13 protein-coding genes are annotated in these 14,522 nt (G+C 66.8%); 7 read left to right on the top strand and 6 right to left on the bottom strand.

Features of this window, described 5'->3' with window-relative positions; genetic code table 11:
- Positions 1-88 precede the first annotated feature (88 nt).
- Positions 89-898 (bottom strand): xanthine dehydrogenase accessory protein XdhC, encoded by an 810-nt coding sequence (gene xdhC, locus BMW87_RS30120; RefSeq protein WP_093081365.1) that lies wholly within the window; start codon positions 896-898, stop codon positions 89-91.
- Positions 899-954: 56 nt separating this feature from the next.
- Between xdhC and BMW87_RS30115 the strand changes: the two genes are divergently transcribed.
- The gene (locus tag BMW87_RS30115; protein ID WP_093081362.1) at positions 955-1,452 is read left to right on the top strand and encodes a hypothetical protein; all 498 of its coding nucleotides are present in this window, start codon (positions 955-957) and stop codon (positions 1,450-1,452) included.
- Between the two features lie 2 nt (positions 1,453-1,454).
- On the opposite strand, the gene uraH is transcribed toward BMW87_RS30115, so the two are convergent.
- A complete protein-coding gene (gene uraH / locus BMW87_RS30110) occupies positions 1,455-1,805 on the bottom strand; it encodes a hydroxyisourate hydrolase (protein ID WP_056519771.1) in 351 nt (116 codons plus the stop codon).
- A 74-nt stretch (positions 1,806-1,879) separates the two neighbouring features.
- Between uraH and BMW87_RS30105 the strand changes: the two genes are divergently transcribed.
- Genes BMW87_RS30105 through BMW87_RS30090 form a run of 4 tightly spaced genes read left to right on the top strand, consistent with a single transcriptional unit; the run spans position 1,880 to position 6,544 of the window.
- Positions 1,880-2,554 carry a GntR family transcriptional regulator gene (locus BMW87_RS30105; RefSeq protein ID WP_093058863.1) on the top strand — a complete coding sequence of 225 codons (675 nt, stop codon included), beginning with the start codon at positions 1,880-1,882 and terminating at the stop codon, positions 2,552-2,554.
- A gap of 8 nt (positions 2,555-2,562) precedes the next feature.
- On the top strand, positions 2,563-3,525 hold the full coding sequence (gene puuE, locus BMW87_RS30100; RefSeq protein WP_093081360.1) for an allantoinase PuuE: 963 nt from the start codon (positions 2,563-2,565) through the stop codon (positions 3,523-3,525).
- A complete protein-coding gene (uraD, locus tag BMW87_RS30095) occupies positions 3,522-5,300 on the top strand; it encodes a 2-oxo-4-hydroxy-4-carboxy-5-ureidoimidazoline decarboxylase (RefSeq protein ID WP_093081357.1) in 1,779 nt (592 codons plus the stop codon). Before puuE ends, uraD begins: the two co-directional genes overlap by 4 nt.
- 17 nt (positions 5,301-5,317) lie before the next feature.
- On the top strand, positions 5,318-6,544 hold the full coding sequence (locus BMW87_RS30090) for a M20 family metallopeptidase (protein WP_093058866.1): 1,227 nt from the start codon (positions 5,318-5,320) through the stop codon (positions 6,542-6,544).
- A 12-nt stretch (positions 6,545-6,556) separates the two neighbouring features.
- On the opposite strand, the gene BMW87_RS30085 is transcribed toward BMW87_RS30090, so the two are convergent.
- Positions 6,557-8,587 carry a putative bifunctional diguanylate cyclase/phosphodiesterase gene (locus BMW87_RS30085; RefSeq protein WP_093081355.1) on the bottom strand — a complete coding sequence of 677 codons (2,031 nt, stop codon included), beginning with the start codon at positions 8,585-8,587 and terminating at the stop codon, positions 6,557-6,559.
- A gap of 166 nt (positions 8,588-8,753) precedes the next feature.
- On the opposite strand from BMW87_RS30085, the gene BMW87_RS30080 reads away from it, so the two are divergent.
- The gene (locus BMW87_RS30080) at positions 8,754-10,457 is read left to right on the top strand and encodes a CehA/McbA family metallohydrolase domain-containing protein (RefSeq protein WP_093081352.1); all 1,704 of its coding nucleotides are present in this window, start codon (positions 8,754-8,756) and stop codon (positions 10,455-10,457) included.
- Positions 10,458-10,485: 28 nt separating this feature from the next.
- Here the strand turns inward: BMW87_RS30080 and BMW87_RS30075 are convergent, their stop codons facing one another.
- From BMW87_RS30075 to BMW87_RS30065, 3 genes are all read right to left on the bottom strand, one after another.
- Positions 10,486-10,971, bottom strand: coding sequence for an SgcJ/EcaC family oxidoreductase (locus BMW87_RS30075; protein WP_093081350.1), 486 nt, complete (start codon positions 10,969-10,971; stop codon positions 10,486-10,488).
- Between the two features lie 175 nt (positions 10,972-11,146).
- Positions 11,147-11,833 (bottom strand): response regulator transcription factor, encoded by a 687-nt coding sequence (locus tag BMW87_RS30070; protein WP_093058870.1) that lies wholly within the window; start codon positions 11,831-11,833, stop codon positions 11,147-11,149.
- Positions 11,830-13,482: a sensor histidine kinase gene (locus BMW87_RS30065; protein WP_093058871.1), complete on the bottom strand. Its 1,653-nt coding sequence runs from the start codon at positions 13,480-13,482 to the stop codon at positions 11,830-11,832. The genes BMW87_RS30070 and BMW87_RS30065 overlap by 4 nt, the downstream gene beginning before the upstream one ends.
- A 130-nt stretch (positions 13,483-13,612) precedes the next feature.
- On the opposite strand from BMW87_RS30065, the gene BMW87_RS30060 reads away from it, so the two are divergent.
- Positions 13,613-14,512 (top strand): LysR family transcriptional regulator, encoded by a 900-nt coding sequence (locus BMW87_RS30060; RefSeq protein WP_093081347.1) that lies wholly within the window; start codon positions 13,613-13,615, stop codon positions 14,510-14,512.
- Positions 14,513-14,522 lie beyond the last annotated feature (10 nt).

Below are 14,522 nucleotides of genomic sequence, written 5' to 3'. Positions count from 1 at the left end.
GCTGCGGCTTGTTGTGGACCGAAAGTGTATACAGTTTTGGCAAGGGACGGGGCTGTTTTTTAGGGCGTGGCCGCCGGGAAAACCCTGTTCAACCCAGCGATTGCAACAACTGTGCCGCCACCGCCACGGCGATCACCTCGGGCTCCTTGCCCGTGATGCCGGGCACGCCGATCGGGCAGGTGATGCGGGCCAGTTCGTCGGCCGTGAAGCCCCGCGCCTCGAGCCGATGGCTGAAAGTGGCCCACTTGGTCTTGCTGCCGATCAGGCCGACATAGGGCAAGTCGTTGCGCTCGCGCAGGCGCTTCAGGCAGGCGATGACGATGTCCAGGTCTTCGGCATGGCTGAAGCTCATGATGAGCACGCGGCTGCCCGGCGCCAGCGCGGCCACGGCGTCCTGCACGGGTTCTGAATGTTCGGTGTCGATCTGTGCGGGCAATTCGTCGGGAAACACGCCGTCGCGGCTGTCGATCCAGCGCACCGCGAAGGGCAGCGCAGCCAGCAGCCTTGCCAGTGCGGCGCCCACGTGGCCGCCGCCGAACAGCGCCACGGGCTTGAGTTGCGCGACCAGTTCGCGCTGCAGCCTTGGCGCATCAGCGGCGGTGATGCGCTCGTACGACAGGAACATCACGCCGCCGCAGCATTGCCCCAGGCTCGGGCCCAGCGGGTATCGCTGGATGCCATCGAAGGGCTTGCGCGAGCCAGCCAGCATTTCGCGTGCTTCCTTCGTGGCCTGGAATTCGAGCTGCCCACCGCCGATGGTGGCCGTGAGCGCATCGGCCCACACCGCCATCCAGGTGCCGGCCTCGCGCGGCGCCGAGCCCTGCGTCGATTCGACGCGCACCAGCACCGCGTCTTCGTGGCGAAGACGTGCCAGCAGTTGATCGACCGCACCGCTCATCGTTGTCGATACCTTCGGTTGCCTGGCCCGTGAAGACTCACGGTATAAACCCGGCGATGAATCGCCAGCTTACGCCCCGCCGCCTTGCACTTGCTGCTTCCGTTCTTTCCGCCCTCTGGCTGGCCGGCTGCGGCAGCCCTGGTGCCGTGCCCGGCCAGTTGAGCAGCGCCTCTCCTTCCAGCGCATCCGGCCGGGTGCCTCGTGCATCGAACGCCGCCACGGCGCGCGACTACCGCCGCGATGCGGCGCGCCACATCTACGAGATCAACCGCTCGCGCATCTACGGCGGGCAATTGCCGCCGATGCTCTATGCGGTCGGTACGCTGCAGGTGAACCTGGATGCGGGTGGCAAGGTGGTGTCGATGCACTGGCTGCGCGCGCCCCAGCATGCGCCCGAAGTGATCGCCGAGATCGAGCGTGCCGTGCTGCAGGCCGCGCCCTTCCCCGCCGCCACGCGCCTCGGAGCGGTCACGTGGACCGACACCTGGCTGTGGGACAAGAGCGGGCGCTTCCAGCTCGACACCCTGACAGAAGGCCAGCAACAAGGCGACTGACCTCAGGAGCCCCGGTACGTGGAGTAGCTCCACGGACTGACGAGCAGGGGCACGTGATAGTGCTGGTCGGTGTGCGCCACGCCGAAGTCCAGCGACACCTTGTTCAGGAAGTTCGGCTCAGGCAGCTTGACGCCGCGAGCCTTGAAGTAACCCGCCACGTCGAACACCAGCCGGTAGGTGCCGGCCTTCAGCGAGTTGTTGTCGTACAGCGGGCCGTCGCTGCGGCCGTCCGAATTCAGCGTGAAGCGCTTCACCAGCGTCGCGGCGTCGCCGTCGGTGGTGAACAGCGCGACCTCCATGCCGGCTGCGGGACCGCCATGCATCGTGTCCAGTACGTGAGTGCTCAGGCCCATGGGGCGCTCCTTGAAATGGGTGCGGGAAATTCCGGTGGACAAAAGTGTATACAGTTACCGGCTTTGGGTCTATCATGAAAAACATGGAGTCCTCCACCACCCGTTCGATCGTCGATGCCCTCACGAAGGCCATCGTCGAGCACCGGCTTCAGCCCGGCACCAAGCTGGCCGAGCAGAAGCTGGCCGATCATTTCGGCGTCTCGCGCACGCTGGTGCGCCAGGCGCTGTTCCAGCTGTCGCAGAACAAGCTCATACGGCTCGAGCCCGCACGCGGCGCCTTCGTGGCCGCACCGGCCGTCGACGAGGCCAAGCAGGTGTTCGCCGTGCGCCGCATGCTCGAAGCCGAGATGACGCGCGAGTTCGTGCGCACCGTCACGCCCGCCAAGATCAAGGCGCTGAAGGAGCACGTTGCGCTCGAAAAATCAGCCGTGTCGGGCGAAGACATCTCGGGCCGCACCGAGCTGCTCGGCGACTTCCACGTGCGCATGGCCGAGCTCATGGGCAACCAGGTGCTGGCGCAGATCCTCGGCGAACTCATCTCGCGCTGCGCCCTCATCACGCTGATGTACCAGAGCGCCAGCGCGGCCGAGCACTCCAACGACGAGCACGCCGACATCGTGAAGGCGCTGGCCGCGCGCGACGAAGAGCGCGCCGTGCGCCTCATGACCGAACACCTGGAGCACGTCGAGGCCAATCTCACGTTCGACCGCAAGGTGCCCACCAACGACATCTCCCTCGCGCTGTCCTGATCCAAACCATGACCGTCTACGACACCACCCTGCCCTACCCGCGCGACCTCGTCGGCTACGGCCGCAACCCGCCCCACGCCCAATGGCCGGGCGGTGCGCGTGTCGCGGTGCAATTCGTCCTCAACTACGAAGAAGGCGGCGAGAACGCCACGCTGCACGGCGATGCGGGCTCCGAGCAGTTCCTCTCCGAGATGTTCAACCCGGCGAGCTTTCCCGACCGGCACATCAGCATGGAAGGCATCTACGAGTACGGCTCGCGTGCCGGCGTGTGGCGCATCCTGCGCGAGTTCGAAAAACGCGGCCTGCCGCTGACCGTGTTCGGCGTGGGCATGGCGCTTGAGCGCTGCCCCGAGCTGACCGCCGCCTTCAAGGAACTGGGACACGAGATCGCCTGCCACGGCTGGCGCTGGATCCACTACCAGAACCTCGACGAAGCCACCGAGCGCGAACACATGCGCCTGGGCATGGAAGCCATTGAAAAGCTCACCGGCGAACGCGCCCTGGGCTGGTACACCGGCCGCGACAGCCCGCGCACGCGCCGCCTCGTGGCCGACTACGGCGGCTTCGAATACGACAGCGACTACTACGGCGACGACCTGCCCTTCTGGATGAAGGTGCAAAAGACCGACGGCACCGTGGTGCCGCAGCTCATCGTGCCCTACACGCTCGATTGCAACGACATGCGCTTCGCGCTGCCGCAGGGCTATTCGCACGCCGACCCGTTCTTCCAGTACATGAAGGACACCTTCGACGCGCTGTATGCCGAAGGCGACCCGAACGGCGACAACAGCCCGAAGATGATGAGCATCGGCATGCACTGCCGCCTGCTCGGGCGGCCGGGCCGCATCACGGCACTGCAGCGTTTTCTCGATCACATCGCACAACACGACCGCGTGTGGGTCTGCCGGCGCATCGACATCGCGCGCCACTGGAAGCAGGCGCACCCCTTTGAAGCCGGAGCCGCATCATGAGCCTCACCATCGCCCAACTCAACGCCGCGGTGCCGGCCGCAGCCGTCGCGCTGCTCGACGGCATCTACGAGCACTCGCCCTGGATCGCTCAGCGCGCGCTGGCCGCTCGCCCGTTCCGCTCGCTCGCGCACCTCAAGCATGCGCTGGTGCAGGCGCTGGCCGCTTCGTCGGCCGACGAGCAGATCGGCCTGATCCGCGCCCACCCCGAACTCGCCGGCAAGGCCATGGTCAGCAAGACGCTGACGGCCGAATCGACCAACGAGCAGAGCAAGGCCGGCCTGACCGACTGCACGCCCGAGGAGTTCGCAAAGATCCAGCAGCTCAACGCCGACTACAACGCGAAGTTCGGCTTTCCGTTCATCCTCGCGGTGCGCGGCCCGCGCGGCACGGGGCTGGCCAAGCGCGAGATCATCGACACCTTCGCGCGCCGGCTCTACAACCACCCCGACTTCGAACTCGGCGAGGCGCTGCGCAACATCCATCGCATTGCGGAGATTCGCCTCGACGACAAGTTCGCTGCCGACGTCACGCTCGGCAACGATGTGTGGGACTGGCAGGAACAGCTCTCGGTGCACACCGACCCGGGCTATGCCGAGAAAGGCCAGCTCACCGTCACCTACCTGACCGATGCGCACCGCGCCTGCGCCGCGCAGATCAGCGCGCTGATGCGCGACGTGGGCTTCGACTCGGTGCACATCGACGCGGTCGGCAACGTGGTGGGCCGCTATGAAGGCTCGACGCCCGGCGCCAAGACCCTGCTCACAGGCTCGCACTACGACACCGTGCGCAACGGCGGCAAGTACGACGGCCGCCTGGGCATCTTCGTGCCGATGGCCTGCGTGCGCGAGCTCAAGCGTCAGAACAAGCGCCTGCCCTTCGCCTTCGAGGTGGTGGGCTTCGCCGAAGAGGAAGGCCAGCGCTACAAGGCGACCTTCCTGGGCTCGGGCGCGCTCATCGGCCACTTCGACCAGCGCTGGCTCGACCAGAAGGATGCCGACGGCATCACCATGCGCGAGGCCATGCAGCAGGCAGGCCTGAAGGAAGAAGACATCCCGAAGATCCAGCGCGACCCGGCGCGCTACCTCGGCTTCGTCGAAGTGCACATCGAGCAGGGCCCGGTGCTCACCGAGCTCGACCTGCCGCTGGGCATCGTCACCTCCATCAACGGCAGCGTGCGCTACGTGGGCGAAGTGATCGGCATGGCCAGCCACGCCGGCACCACGCCCATGGACCGCCGCCGCGACGCCGCGGCCGCCGTGGCCGAGCTGATTCTCTACACCGAGCAGCGCGCCGCCAAAGACGGTGACTCGGTCGGCACCGTCGGCATGCTCGAAGTGCCCAGCGGTTCCATCAACGTGGTGCCGGGCCGCTGCAAGTTCAGCCTCGACCTGCGCGCGCCCAACAACGCGCAGCGCGACGCGCTGGCCACCGACGTGGTCAACGCACTGAAGGACATCTGCGAGCGCCGCGGCGTGCGCTACGAGCTCGAAGAAACCATGCGCGCCTCCGCCGCGCCCAGCGCACCCGCCTGGCAGCAGCGCTGGGAAAAGGCCGTCGACGCGCTGGGCATTCCGCTCTTTCGCATGCCCAGCGGCGCCGGCCACGACGCGATGAAGCTGCACGAGGTGATGCCGCAGGCCATGCTGTTCGTGCGCGGCATCAACTCGGGCATCAGCCACAACCCGCTCGAATCGAGCACCAACGACGACATCCAGCTCGCTGTACAGGCCTTCCAGCTGCTTCTGGAAAACCTCACCGCCGAACAAGCCCACTGATTCACAGAAGAACAACCATGACCGACTACGCCAAGCTCGACGCCTGGATCGACGCCCACTTCGACGAGGAAGTGCAATTCCTGCAGCAACTCGTGCAGGTGCCCACAGACACGCCACCGGGCAACAACGCGCCGCACGCCGAGCGCACCGCCGAGCTGCTGAAAGACTTCGGCCTCGACGCCGAAAAACACGCCGTGCCCGCGCAGGAAGTGAAGGACTACGGCCTCGAATCGATCACCAACCTGATCGTGCGCCGCAAGTACGGCAACGAAGGCCGCACCGTGGCGCTGAACGCCCACGGCGACGTGGTGCCCCCCGGCGAAGGCTGGACGCACGACCCGTATGGCGGCGAGATCGCTGACGGCAGTCTCTACGGCCGTGCTGCAGCGGTCAGCAAGAGCGACTTCGCCAGCTTCACCTTCGCACTGCGCGCGCTCGAAGCAGTGGCCAAGCCGACCAAGGGCAGCGTCGAGCTGCACTTCACCTACGACGAAGAGTTCGGCGGCATCCTCGGCCCGGGCTGGCTGCTCGACAAGGGCCTGACCAAGCCCGACCTGATGATCGCGGCCGGCTTCAGCTACGAAGTGGTCACCGCGCACAACGGCTGCCTGCAGATGGAAGTGACGGTGCACGGCAAGATGGCCCACGCCGCCGTGCCGGCCACCGGCATCGACGCGCTGCAAGGCGCCGTGAAGATCCTCAACGCGCTGTATGCGCAGAACACGCTCTACCAGCAGGTCACGTCGAAGGTCGAGGGCATCACGCACCCGTATCTCAACGTCGGCCGCATCGAGGGCGGCACCAACACCAACGTGGTGCCCGGCAAGGTCGTGTTCAAGCTCGACCGCCGCATGATTCCCGAAGAGAACCCGGTCGAAGTCGAAGCCGCCATCCGCAAGGTGATTGCCGATGCCGCCGCCGAGAGCGCGGGCATCACGGTCGAGATCAAGCGCCTGCTGCTCGCCAATTCGATGAAGCCGCTGGCCGGCAACAAGCCGCTGGTCGATGCGATCCAGAAGCACGGCGGCGAACTGTTCGGCGAGCCCATCAAGGCCATGGGCACGCCGCTGTACACCGATGTGCGCCTGTACGTCGAAGCCGGCATTCCCGGCGTGATCTACGGCGCCGGCCCGCGCACGGTGCTCGAATCGCACGCCAAGCGCAGCGACGAGCGCGTGGTGCTCGAAGACCTGCGCCGCGCCACCAAGGTGATCGCGCGCACGCTCAGCGACTTGCTGGCCTGATCCTGATCCGGCTCAGATGACCTTGACGGCCGCGGGCGCCAGGCGCGCCGCGGCCCACGCCATCACATCGGGCAGCGGCGCGGGCCGCGCCAGGTGATAGCCCTGCACCAGCCGGCAACCTATCGCGTGCAGGGCATCGAGCTCGTCCTGCGTTTCCACGCCTTCGGCAACCACCTGGATGTTCAGCGAGCGGCCGAGCTGGACGATGGCGTCCACCAGCACCACGTTGCCCGGCGAGGACGACAGGTCGAGAATGAAACTGCGGTCGATCTTCACCTGGCGCACGTACTCGCTGCGCAGCGACGCCAGCGACGAATAACCCACGCCGAAGTCGTCGACCACGATTGCCACGCCCGCGGCCGACAGCGCGCTCAGCCGGCTGCGCGTGGCATGCGTGTCGAGCGCCACCTCTTCCGTGATCTCGATCTGCAGCCGGCGCGGTGCCACGCCGCGCGCCTTCAGCATGCCGAGCACGATGTCGTCGACCGCCAGCTGCGCCATCTCGCGCGGCGAGACATTGATGGCAACCGGCACGGCGGCCAGGCTGGAGCCTACGGCCTCCAGCTGGCGCATGCCCAGGCAGACCTCGTCGACCAGATGCCGCAGCAGCGGCTCGGCCACGCCGGTGCTCGCTGCCGCGTAGATCACCTCTTCAGGGGCAATGTGGCCGTGGCGCGGATGGTTCCAGCGCATCAATGCCTCGAGGCTGTGAACTTCCCGGCCGTCGCTGTTCATGATCGGCTGGTACCACACGCCGATGTCGCGCGCCTCGATGGCATGGAGCAGGTCGCGCTCCACGTCCCGGCGCGTGGCAAGCCGCTGGTTGAGCGCCTTGTCGAAGACCTGGTAGCGGTTGCGCCCGGTGCGCTTGGCCTCGTAGACGGCCTCGTCGGCAAAGCTGATCATGTCGGCAATCTCGGCCTCGCCCGAGACTGAGATGCCGATGCTCACGCCCAGGTGGCCGCCGTAGTGCGCAGTGGCGAATGAGATCGAACGGATCAGCGCCTGCGCAATCGCCGTGGGCGCCTGCCGCTCGTCCTGCAGGCTGTAGAGCACCGCGAACTCGTCGCCGCCCCAGCGGCCGAGCACGGCCTGCATGTCGGCGGTCTCCCGCTGCAGCCAGCGGGCCACGTCCTGCAGCACGCGGTCGCCGACCTTGTGGCCGAAGGCGTCGTTCACCGCCTTGAAGCCGTCGAGGTCCAGCAGCAGCAGGCCGTGCTGGCGGCCGCCGGGTGCGGCGATGTGCAGCGTCGCCGCCTCGGTGAAGCCTTCGCGGTTGAGCAGGCCCGTGAGCGAATCGTGCGAGGCCCGGAAGGCCAGCTGCTGCGTGGCGTCCAGCGACAGCGCGTGCACCAGCCGCAGCTGCGCGGCCATGGCTGTGGCTTCGTTGCGCAGGCGGCTTCCTTCGCGGAAGGTCCTGTCGCTGTGCAGCGCACCGCGCACCAGTGCCGCGAGGTACAGCAGCACCATCGCCGCCAGGCTCAGATTGTCGAAGCCGCCTGCATAAACAAGGCAACCGACCACCGACAGCAGCGCCGGCGTGATGAAGCTGATGGGCACGAGCGCATAGGCAATGCCATAGGTGACAGCCCCCGCGCAGATGCCGCACACCACCGTGAGATAGAACACCGCTTGCGGCGATGAGTAGCCGTCGCACAGAAACGGAATGAGGGCCCACACACAGCCCGACACCGCAGCCAGGACCGCAGCAATGCGCAGGTGCCATTCGACCGGGCGGCCGTCAGGCGAGGTCAGGACATCACTGCCGGGCTCGGCACCGGGCGAAGGCGCGAACGGCCAGCGGCAGATGTAGCTGCGCATCCCGTTCACCATGAGCGACAGCAGCAGCCAGCTCATTCCTTCGAACGCGCGGCCGGCATTGAGGGCGACCAGCGCCGCGGTGAAGCTCAGCACCACGCTGATCGGAATGGCCGAGAGAACGCTGCGGCGCACCGTCACGAGCTGGTCGGTGCGCACCATGCGCGACAGCACCCCATCGTCGATGGATGCGGTGGGCAGGGGGACGGGCGCGCTGGGGATCATGGAAGGGGCACAGTTTATAGAGGGCAAGCCCTCCGGCGGCCCGGTTGCTGGCGCGAAAACAACGAACTTTCGTTCTGCTTTCATCGAAGCGTCATCGCGCCATTCGAGACTCGGCGACTTCCTTCGACACGCGCACTTCAGGTGCGCGTCATTTTTTCAGACCGCCATGTTCATTCTTCCGATTGCCCTTCCGGCTCCCCTTCCGTTCCGCCGCACGCTGTTCTCCACCCTCGCCATCGGCACGCTCATGCTGGCCGGCTGCGGCGGCGGAGACTCCAGCGGCCCGGCTTTCTTCCCCGTGGCGCCCAGCACCCCGGCGGCCGTCGCGCCCGCTCCCGCTCCCGCGGCCGATCCAGGCCCGTCGGTGCCGCCAGGCCGCTGGACCGTGGGCGACCTGCACATCCACACGATCCAGTCGGACGACACGCAGCAGATTTCCACGCTCGACCAGGTGCTGGCCAAGGCCTTCGACCAGTTCGGGCTCGACTGGGCGGCGCTGTCCGACCACCTGCGCCTGTCCTCCTACGACAACAACGGCACCAAGCTGCCGGCGCAGATTCCGTTCTCGGAAGGCATGGCCAAGTACCAGGTGCCGCGCATCAAGGCGCTGCAGGCCGGCGGCAAATATGCCGACAAGACGATCTTCGCGTCCTTCGAATGGGACATGCCCTCGCACGACCACGGCAACGTCGGCATCCTGACCGACAACCCCATGTCGGATGCCGCGCTCAAGGCCGCGAGCCAGTTCGAATACCTCTTCACCAACCGGGCCGCCGCACTCTTCCCGGCCGGCGACGTCACCGCCTGGGGCCCGAAGGCCGGCGTCAACTACGACACGCACGCCGAGACGCTCGCCGCTATCGCCTGGCTCAAGAAGAACTACCCCGACACCAGCTACCTGCAGATCAACCATCCTTCGCGCAACCCCGGCAAGTACACGATCGCCCAGCTGCGCGAGATGAACGATCTCGCGCCGAACATCGTGTTCTCGCTCGAAGGCATGGTCGGCAACCAGATGGAGCCCGACCGCGGCGGCTACAACAGCGCCTACATTCCGGCCAACCTGCCCTCGCGCACCTACGGCGGCGTCGACTACCTCGTCGCCAAGCTCGGCGGCACCTGGGACGCGCTGCTGTCCGAAGGTCGCCACGTCTGGAACGTGGCCGACTCCGACTACCACTTCACCACCTCGCAAGGCCAGTACAGCAGCGGCTACGCGCCGGGCGAATACGCCAGGAACCACCTGTGGGGCGACGTCAAGGATCCGAAGTCGCTGCTCTCGGCCCTGCGCTCAGGCAAGCTCTTCGCTGTGAACGGCGGCCTGATCGACGCGCTCGACTTCAAGGTGCAAAGCGCCAAAGGTGCTGGTGAGATGGGTTCGGACGTGACGGCCAAGGCCGGTGAAGACCTGAAGATCACCATCCGCTTCAAGAGCCCCGAGCGCAACAACTTCGAATACCAGCTCGGCAGCGGCAACTTCGCCAACGTGAAGCCGGTGGTCGACCACATCGACCTGATCGGCGGCGACGTGACCGGGCCCGAGCTGGCAGGCACGCCGGGCTATGCGCGCGACACCAACCCGTCGACGCGCGTGCTCAAGCGCTTCACCCGCAACGACTGGAAGCTCGATGCCGACGGCTACTTCTCTGTGAGCTACACGGTGAAGGCCGGCAACAACCAGTACTTCCGCCTGCGAGGCACCAACCTTGGCACCGACGTGCCCAACGAAACCGCCGCCGGTGAGCCGCTGCCCGATGCGCAGACCACCGGCACCGACAACGTGGCGCGCTTCAATGCGATCAACGTGCGCAACTACAGCGACCTGTGGTTCTACTCGAACCCGGTGTTCGTGAAGGTCGCGGCGCTGTAGCGAGCGAGCCGGAGCCCGCCCGCATCGATCAGTTCTTCGCGGCGCGCGCCTCCGGCATCGCCGACGAGTGGTGATGCGCGATCAGCCACTGCCCGTTCACCCATTCGTAGACATAGGTGTAGCGGGCATGCACCGTGCCGCCATCCTTGAAGCGGAAGGTGTAGGTGCCGACGTCCTGCGCCACGTTGCAGCCGATCTTGACGATGCGCTTGTCGATCGTGCCTTGCGGCTCGCTCTTGAGGAACTTGACGAAGTAGTCGCGGATCTCCGCCGGGTTGGTGCGCGGCTGGTTCGACACGGTCGCCAGCAGCACGCCGTCGGGTGCGTAGTTGGCGACCACCTTGTCGGGGTCCAGCGTGCGCAGCGAGTTGTTCCAGCGGTCGAACAGCGCGCCGATCTGCGCTTCATTGGTCGGCGCGCAGGCAACGGCGCCCGAACCCTGGGCCAGCGCACCGGTGGCGAGAGTGAAAGAAAGAACGCCGAGGGCGGCACTGGTGACGAGACTTTTCTTCACGGAGATTCCTTGTTGTGAAAGTGTTGAAGCACCGGTGTCTGCCGGCGCTGCACCGCATTCGCGAGGCAGGAATCAAGTCTCTGGCGCAGAGATGAACACGACCCGTGCCGGGCCATGAACGCAGGTTGAAGCGCAGATGAACAACGGATGAACGCGCGCCCGGGCGTCCAGTTGTTCAGGCCTCCTGCGCGTCGAGCCGGTAGCCGAAGCCGCGCACGGTCTTGAGCAGCGCGAGCGGGTGGCCCTCGTCGATCTTGGCCCTGAGGCGGCGCACGTAGACGTCGACCACATTGGTCAGCGGATCCTCGTTGGTGCCCCACACGTTCGAGAGGATGCGCTCGCGGCTGTAGACGCGGCCGGGCGCGCTCATCAGCAGCTCCAGGAAGGCCAGCTCCTTCGCCGTCAGCGCAATCGGCTGTCCGGCCCGCGTGACCTGCATGCGTTCGCGGTCCAGCACGAGGTCGGCCACCTGCAGGCTGCTCGCTTTCACGCGCTGTTCGCGTCCGCGCCGCAGCAGCGCCTCGATGCGCGCGAGCAGCTCCTCGAAGGCAAAGGGCTTGGTCAGATAGTCGTCCGCGCCCAGCCGCAGGCCGTTGACTTTGTCCTCCAGCGAGCTCATGGCCGTGAGCATCAGCACCGGCACATGATGGCCTTCGGCGCGCATCGTCTGGCAGAGCTCCAGGCCGCTGATGCCGGGCAGCATCAGGTCGAGGATGAGCAGCGCCGGCTCACCGCCGCGCGCCAATGCCAGGCCCTCGGTGCCGGTGCGCGCCAGCTGCACGCCATAGCCTTCGGCGCGCAGGCCGCGCTGCAGAAAGTCGGCCACGCGCGGATCGTCTTCGACCACGAGGATGTTGTTCATGCGGCCTCCGGCGTTGTGGGGCTGGCTGCGCCATCAAAGCGCGGCAGCCGGATGCGAACCGTCGTGCCCACGAACGGTTCGCTGTCTATGTCGATGCGGCCTTCGTGCGCGACAACGATGGCCTGCGCGATCGACAGGCCGATGCCGGTGCCGTCGACCCGATGAGCCCGCGCGCGCTGGCCGCGCGTGAAGCGCTGGAACACCGTGGGCAGCTCGTCGGCGTCGATGCCGATGCCCTTGTCGCGCACCGCGATCTCCGCGCATCCGTCGACTTCACGCCAGCCGATGCGGACCTCGCCGCCCGAGCGCGAATAGCGCACCGCGTTGTCGAGCACGATCACCAAGGCCTGGCGCAGCCGGTCGGCATCGGCATGCACGTAGAGCAGCCCTGGCTGTGCGTCGTGCGAGGCATCGAGGCGAACCCCAACGCCGTGCAGCGCACCCAGCGCCTCGGCCTGCTCGGTGGCATCGCCGACCAGCAGGCCGAGGTCCACCTGGTCCTGCCGCATGACGAGCTGATCGGCCTCGGCGCGCGCGATCAGCATCAGGTCGTCGATCACCCGCGCGAGCTGCTCCACGCCGCCGACGATGCGCGACAGCGTTTCCTTGTATTCGGCCAGTGGCTTGTCGGTGCCGCGCAGCGCAATCTCGGCCTCGCCGCGGATGGCGGTGGCCGGCGTGCGCAGCTCGTGGCTCAGGTCGGCAAACAACTGGCGGCGGCGCTGGTCGATGTTCTGCAGCGTGACGTGCGCGGTCTGCAACTCGGCCGTGCGCGCATCCACTGCTTCTTCGAGCTTGTGCCGCGCAGCTTCGGCATCGCTTCGGCGCTGCTGCAGTTCGGCGGCCATGGCGTTGAAGTTCTCGGCCACCTGGCCGAATTCGTCACCCGAGCCGACTGCCATGCGATGGTCCATCTGGCCCGCCTGCAAGGCCTGCGTGCCGGTCAGCAGGCTGGCGATGGGTGCCTGCAGCCGCCGGTTCAGGCGAATGGCGAGCAGCACCGCCGCTGCCAGGGTCAACACAGCGAGGCCGATGGCCTGCAGGCGCAGCACCTCGATGGCGTGCTCGGTGGCCAGGCGCGCGGCCGGCACCGCCTGCTTCTGGCGCTCGATTGCGCCGTTGACGAGTTCGCGCAGGTCGCGCCCGCGCGTCACGTCGAACACCTGGTTGATCTGCTGCCACACCGATGAAAACTCCGCTCCCGGCTGCAGTGGCGTGAGCTGCAGCAGGCGATCCTGGACCGCGGCGATGTTGGCATCGAGCAGGTCGATGCTGGCCGCCAGCTGGGTCACCGCTTCGGGCACCTGTGTGCCCCGCGCCGAGGTCACGGTGGTCCACCAGGCCAGGTCGCGCTGTGTCAGGTCCCGCAGGCTGGCTGCGCTGGAGCGCATGCCGGCCAGCCAGCGGTCGCGCGACTCGATGGGTGCGTCGCCATTCATCAGCCGCTGCGAGGCCCAGACCCGCAGCCGCTGCTTGTTGGCGGACAGCTCCAGCAGGTCGGACTGGATGTCGCTCGCCAGCCGGCTGTGCTGCGCATAAAAGGTGACGCGCTCGGAGCCCAGGTAGATGAAGGCTGCCTGCACGCAGACCAGCGCAACGAGCGCTGCAAAGGCCAGCGAGAGCCGCGAGCGGAATTTGATGGAAGGCATCGATCGGTGCGAGGCGGATACCTGCTTGGAAGGGTGCGAAGAATAGCCCATGCCCGTTGGACGGCCAGACATCCATCACTTCTGTTGAAGCTCGATTGACCCGAGCATCGATGTTTGCGATGCTCCAGGCGTGATAAACGAACTCAAGACCTTCATTGCGGTGTGCAAGCTCGGCACCTTCGCGGCAGCCGGCGACCGCATCGGCCTCACACAATCGGCAGTGAGCAGCCAGATGAAACGGCTCGAAGAGGCCCTGGGCTTCGAGCTCTTCGACCGGACGGGCCGATCGGCCACCTTGAACGTCGCGGGCCAGACGACCTTGCCGCGGGCGGAAGAAATCTGCGCCCTGTTCGCCAAGCTCGGCGAACTTCCTCACGACGACGCCACCCGGGGGATCCTTCGCATCGGCTCGATTGCCTCGGCGCAGCCTACGCTGCTCGCGCGTGCGCTCGAGCAGCTGCGCAAATCATTCCCCCTTGTGCGCGTCCATGTGTCGCCCGGCGTCTCGATGCGCCTGATGGACGACCTGGACGCCGGCAAGATCGATGCGGCCGTGATCATCCGCCCGCCCTTCGGAATGCCTCCCGACCTGACGTGGCAGGCATTGGTGCAGGAGCCCTTTGTGCTGGTCGTGCCCAAGGCCGTTCCCGCAACGAAGAACTGGCGGGCGCTGATCCAGGAACAGCCGTTCCTTCGCTACGACAGGGCTTCGTTCGGAGGGCGGATGGTCGAGGCGTTTCTGCGCCGGGAAGGCCTTGCGGTCAACGACGCCATCGAGATCGACGAGATTCCCGGATTGATCCATCTGGCCTCCAGGGGGCTGGGCGTGGCGCTTGTCCCGCTGGTCGAGGCGCATCTTCCGATGCCTGCGGGGGTGCGCATCGTCTCGCTGGGCGAGTTCACTTTCCATCGCGAAATCGGCTTGCTTCATCGCAAGCCCCGGGCCAGTCCGCCCGTGGTGGCGCACTTCGCCCAATGCCTGCGCGATGCGGTCGACGCGACGGCACCGACTCGCCGACGTTCGGCGTAGTGCCGACTTG

The sequence above is a fragment of the Variovorax sp. OV084 genome (assembly GCF_900111625.1).
Classification (GTDB): Bacteria; Pseudomonadota; Gammaproteobacteria; order Burkholderiales; family Burkholderiaceae_C; genus Variovorax.
Note: the sequence above shows the minus strand (reverse complement) of the source record. Positions and strands in the feature narration are given on the sequence as shown.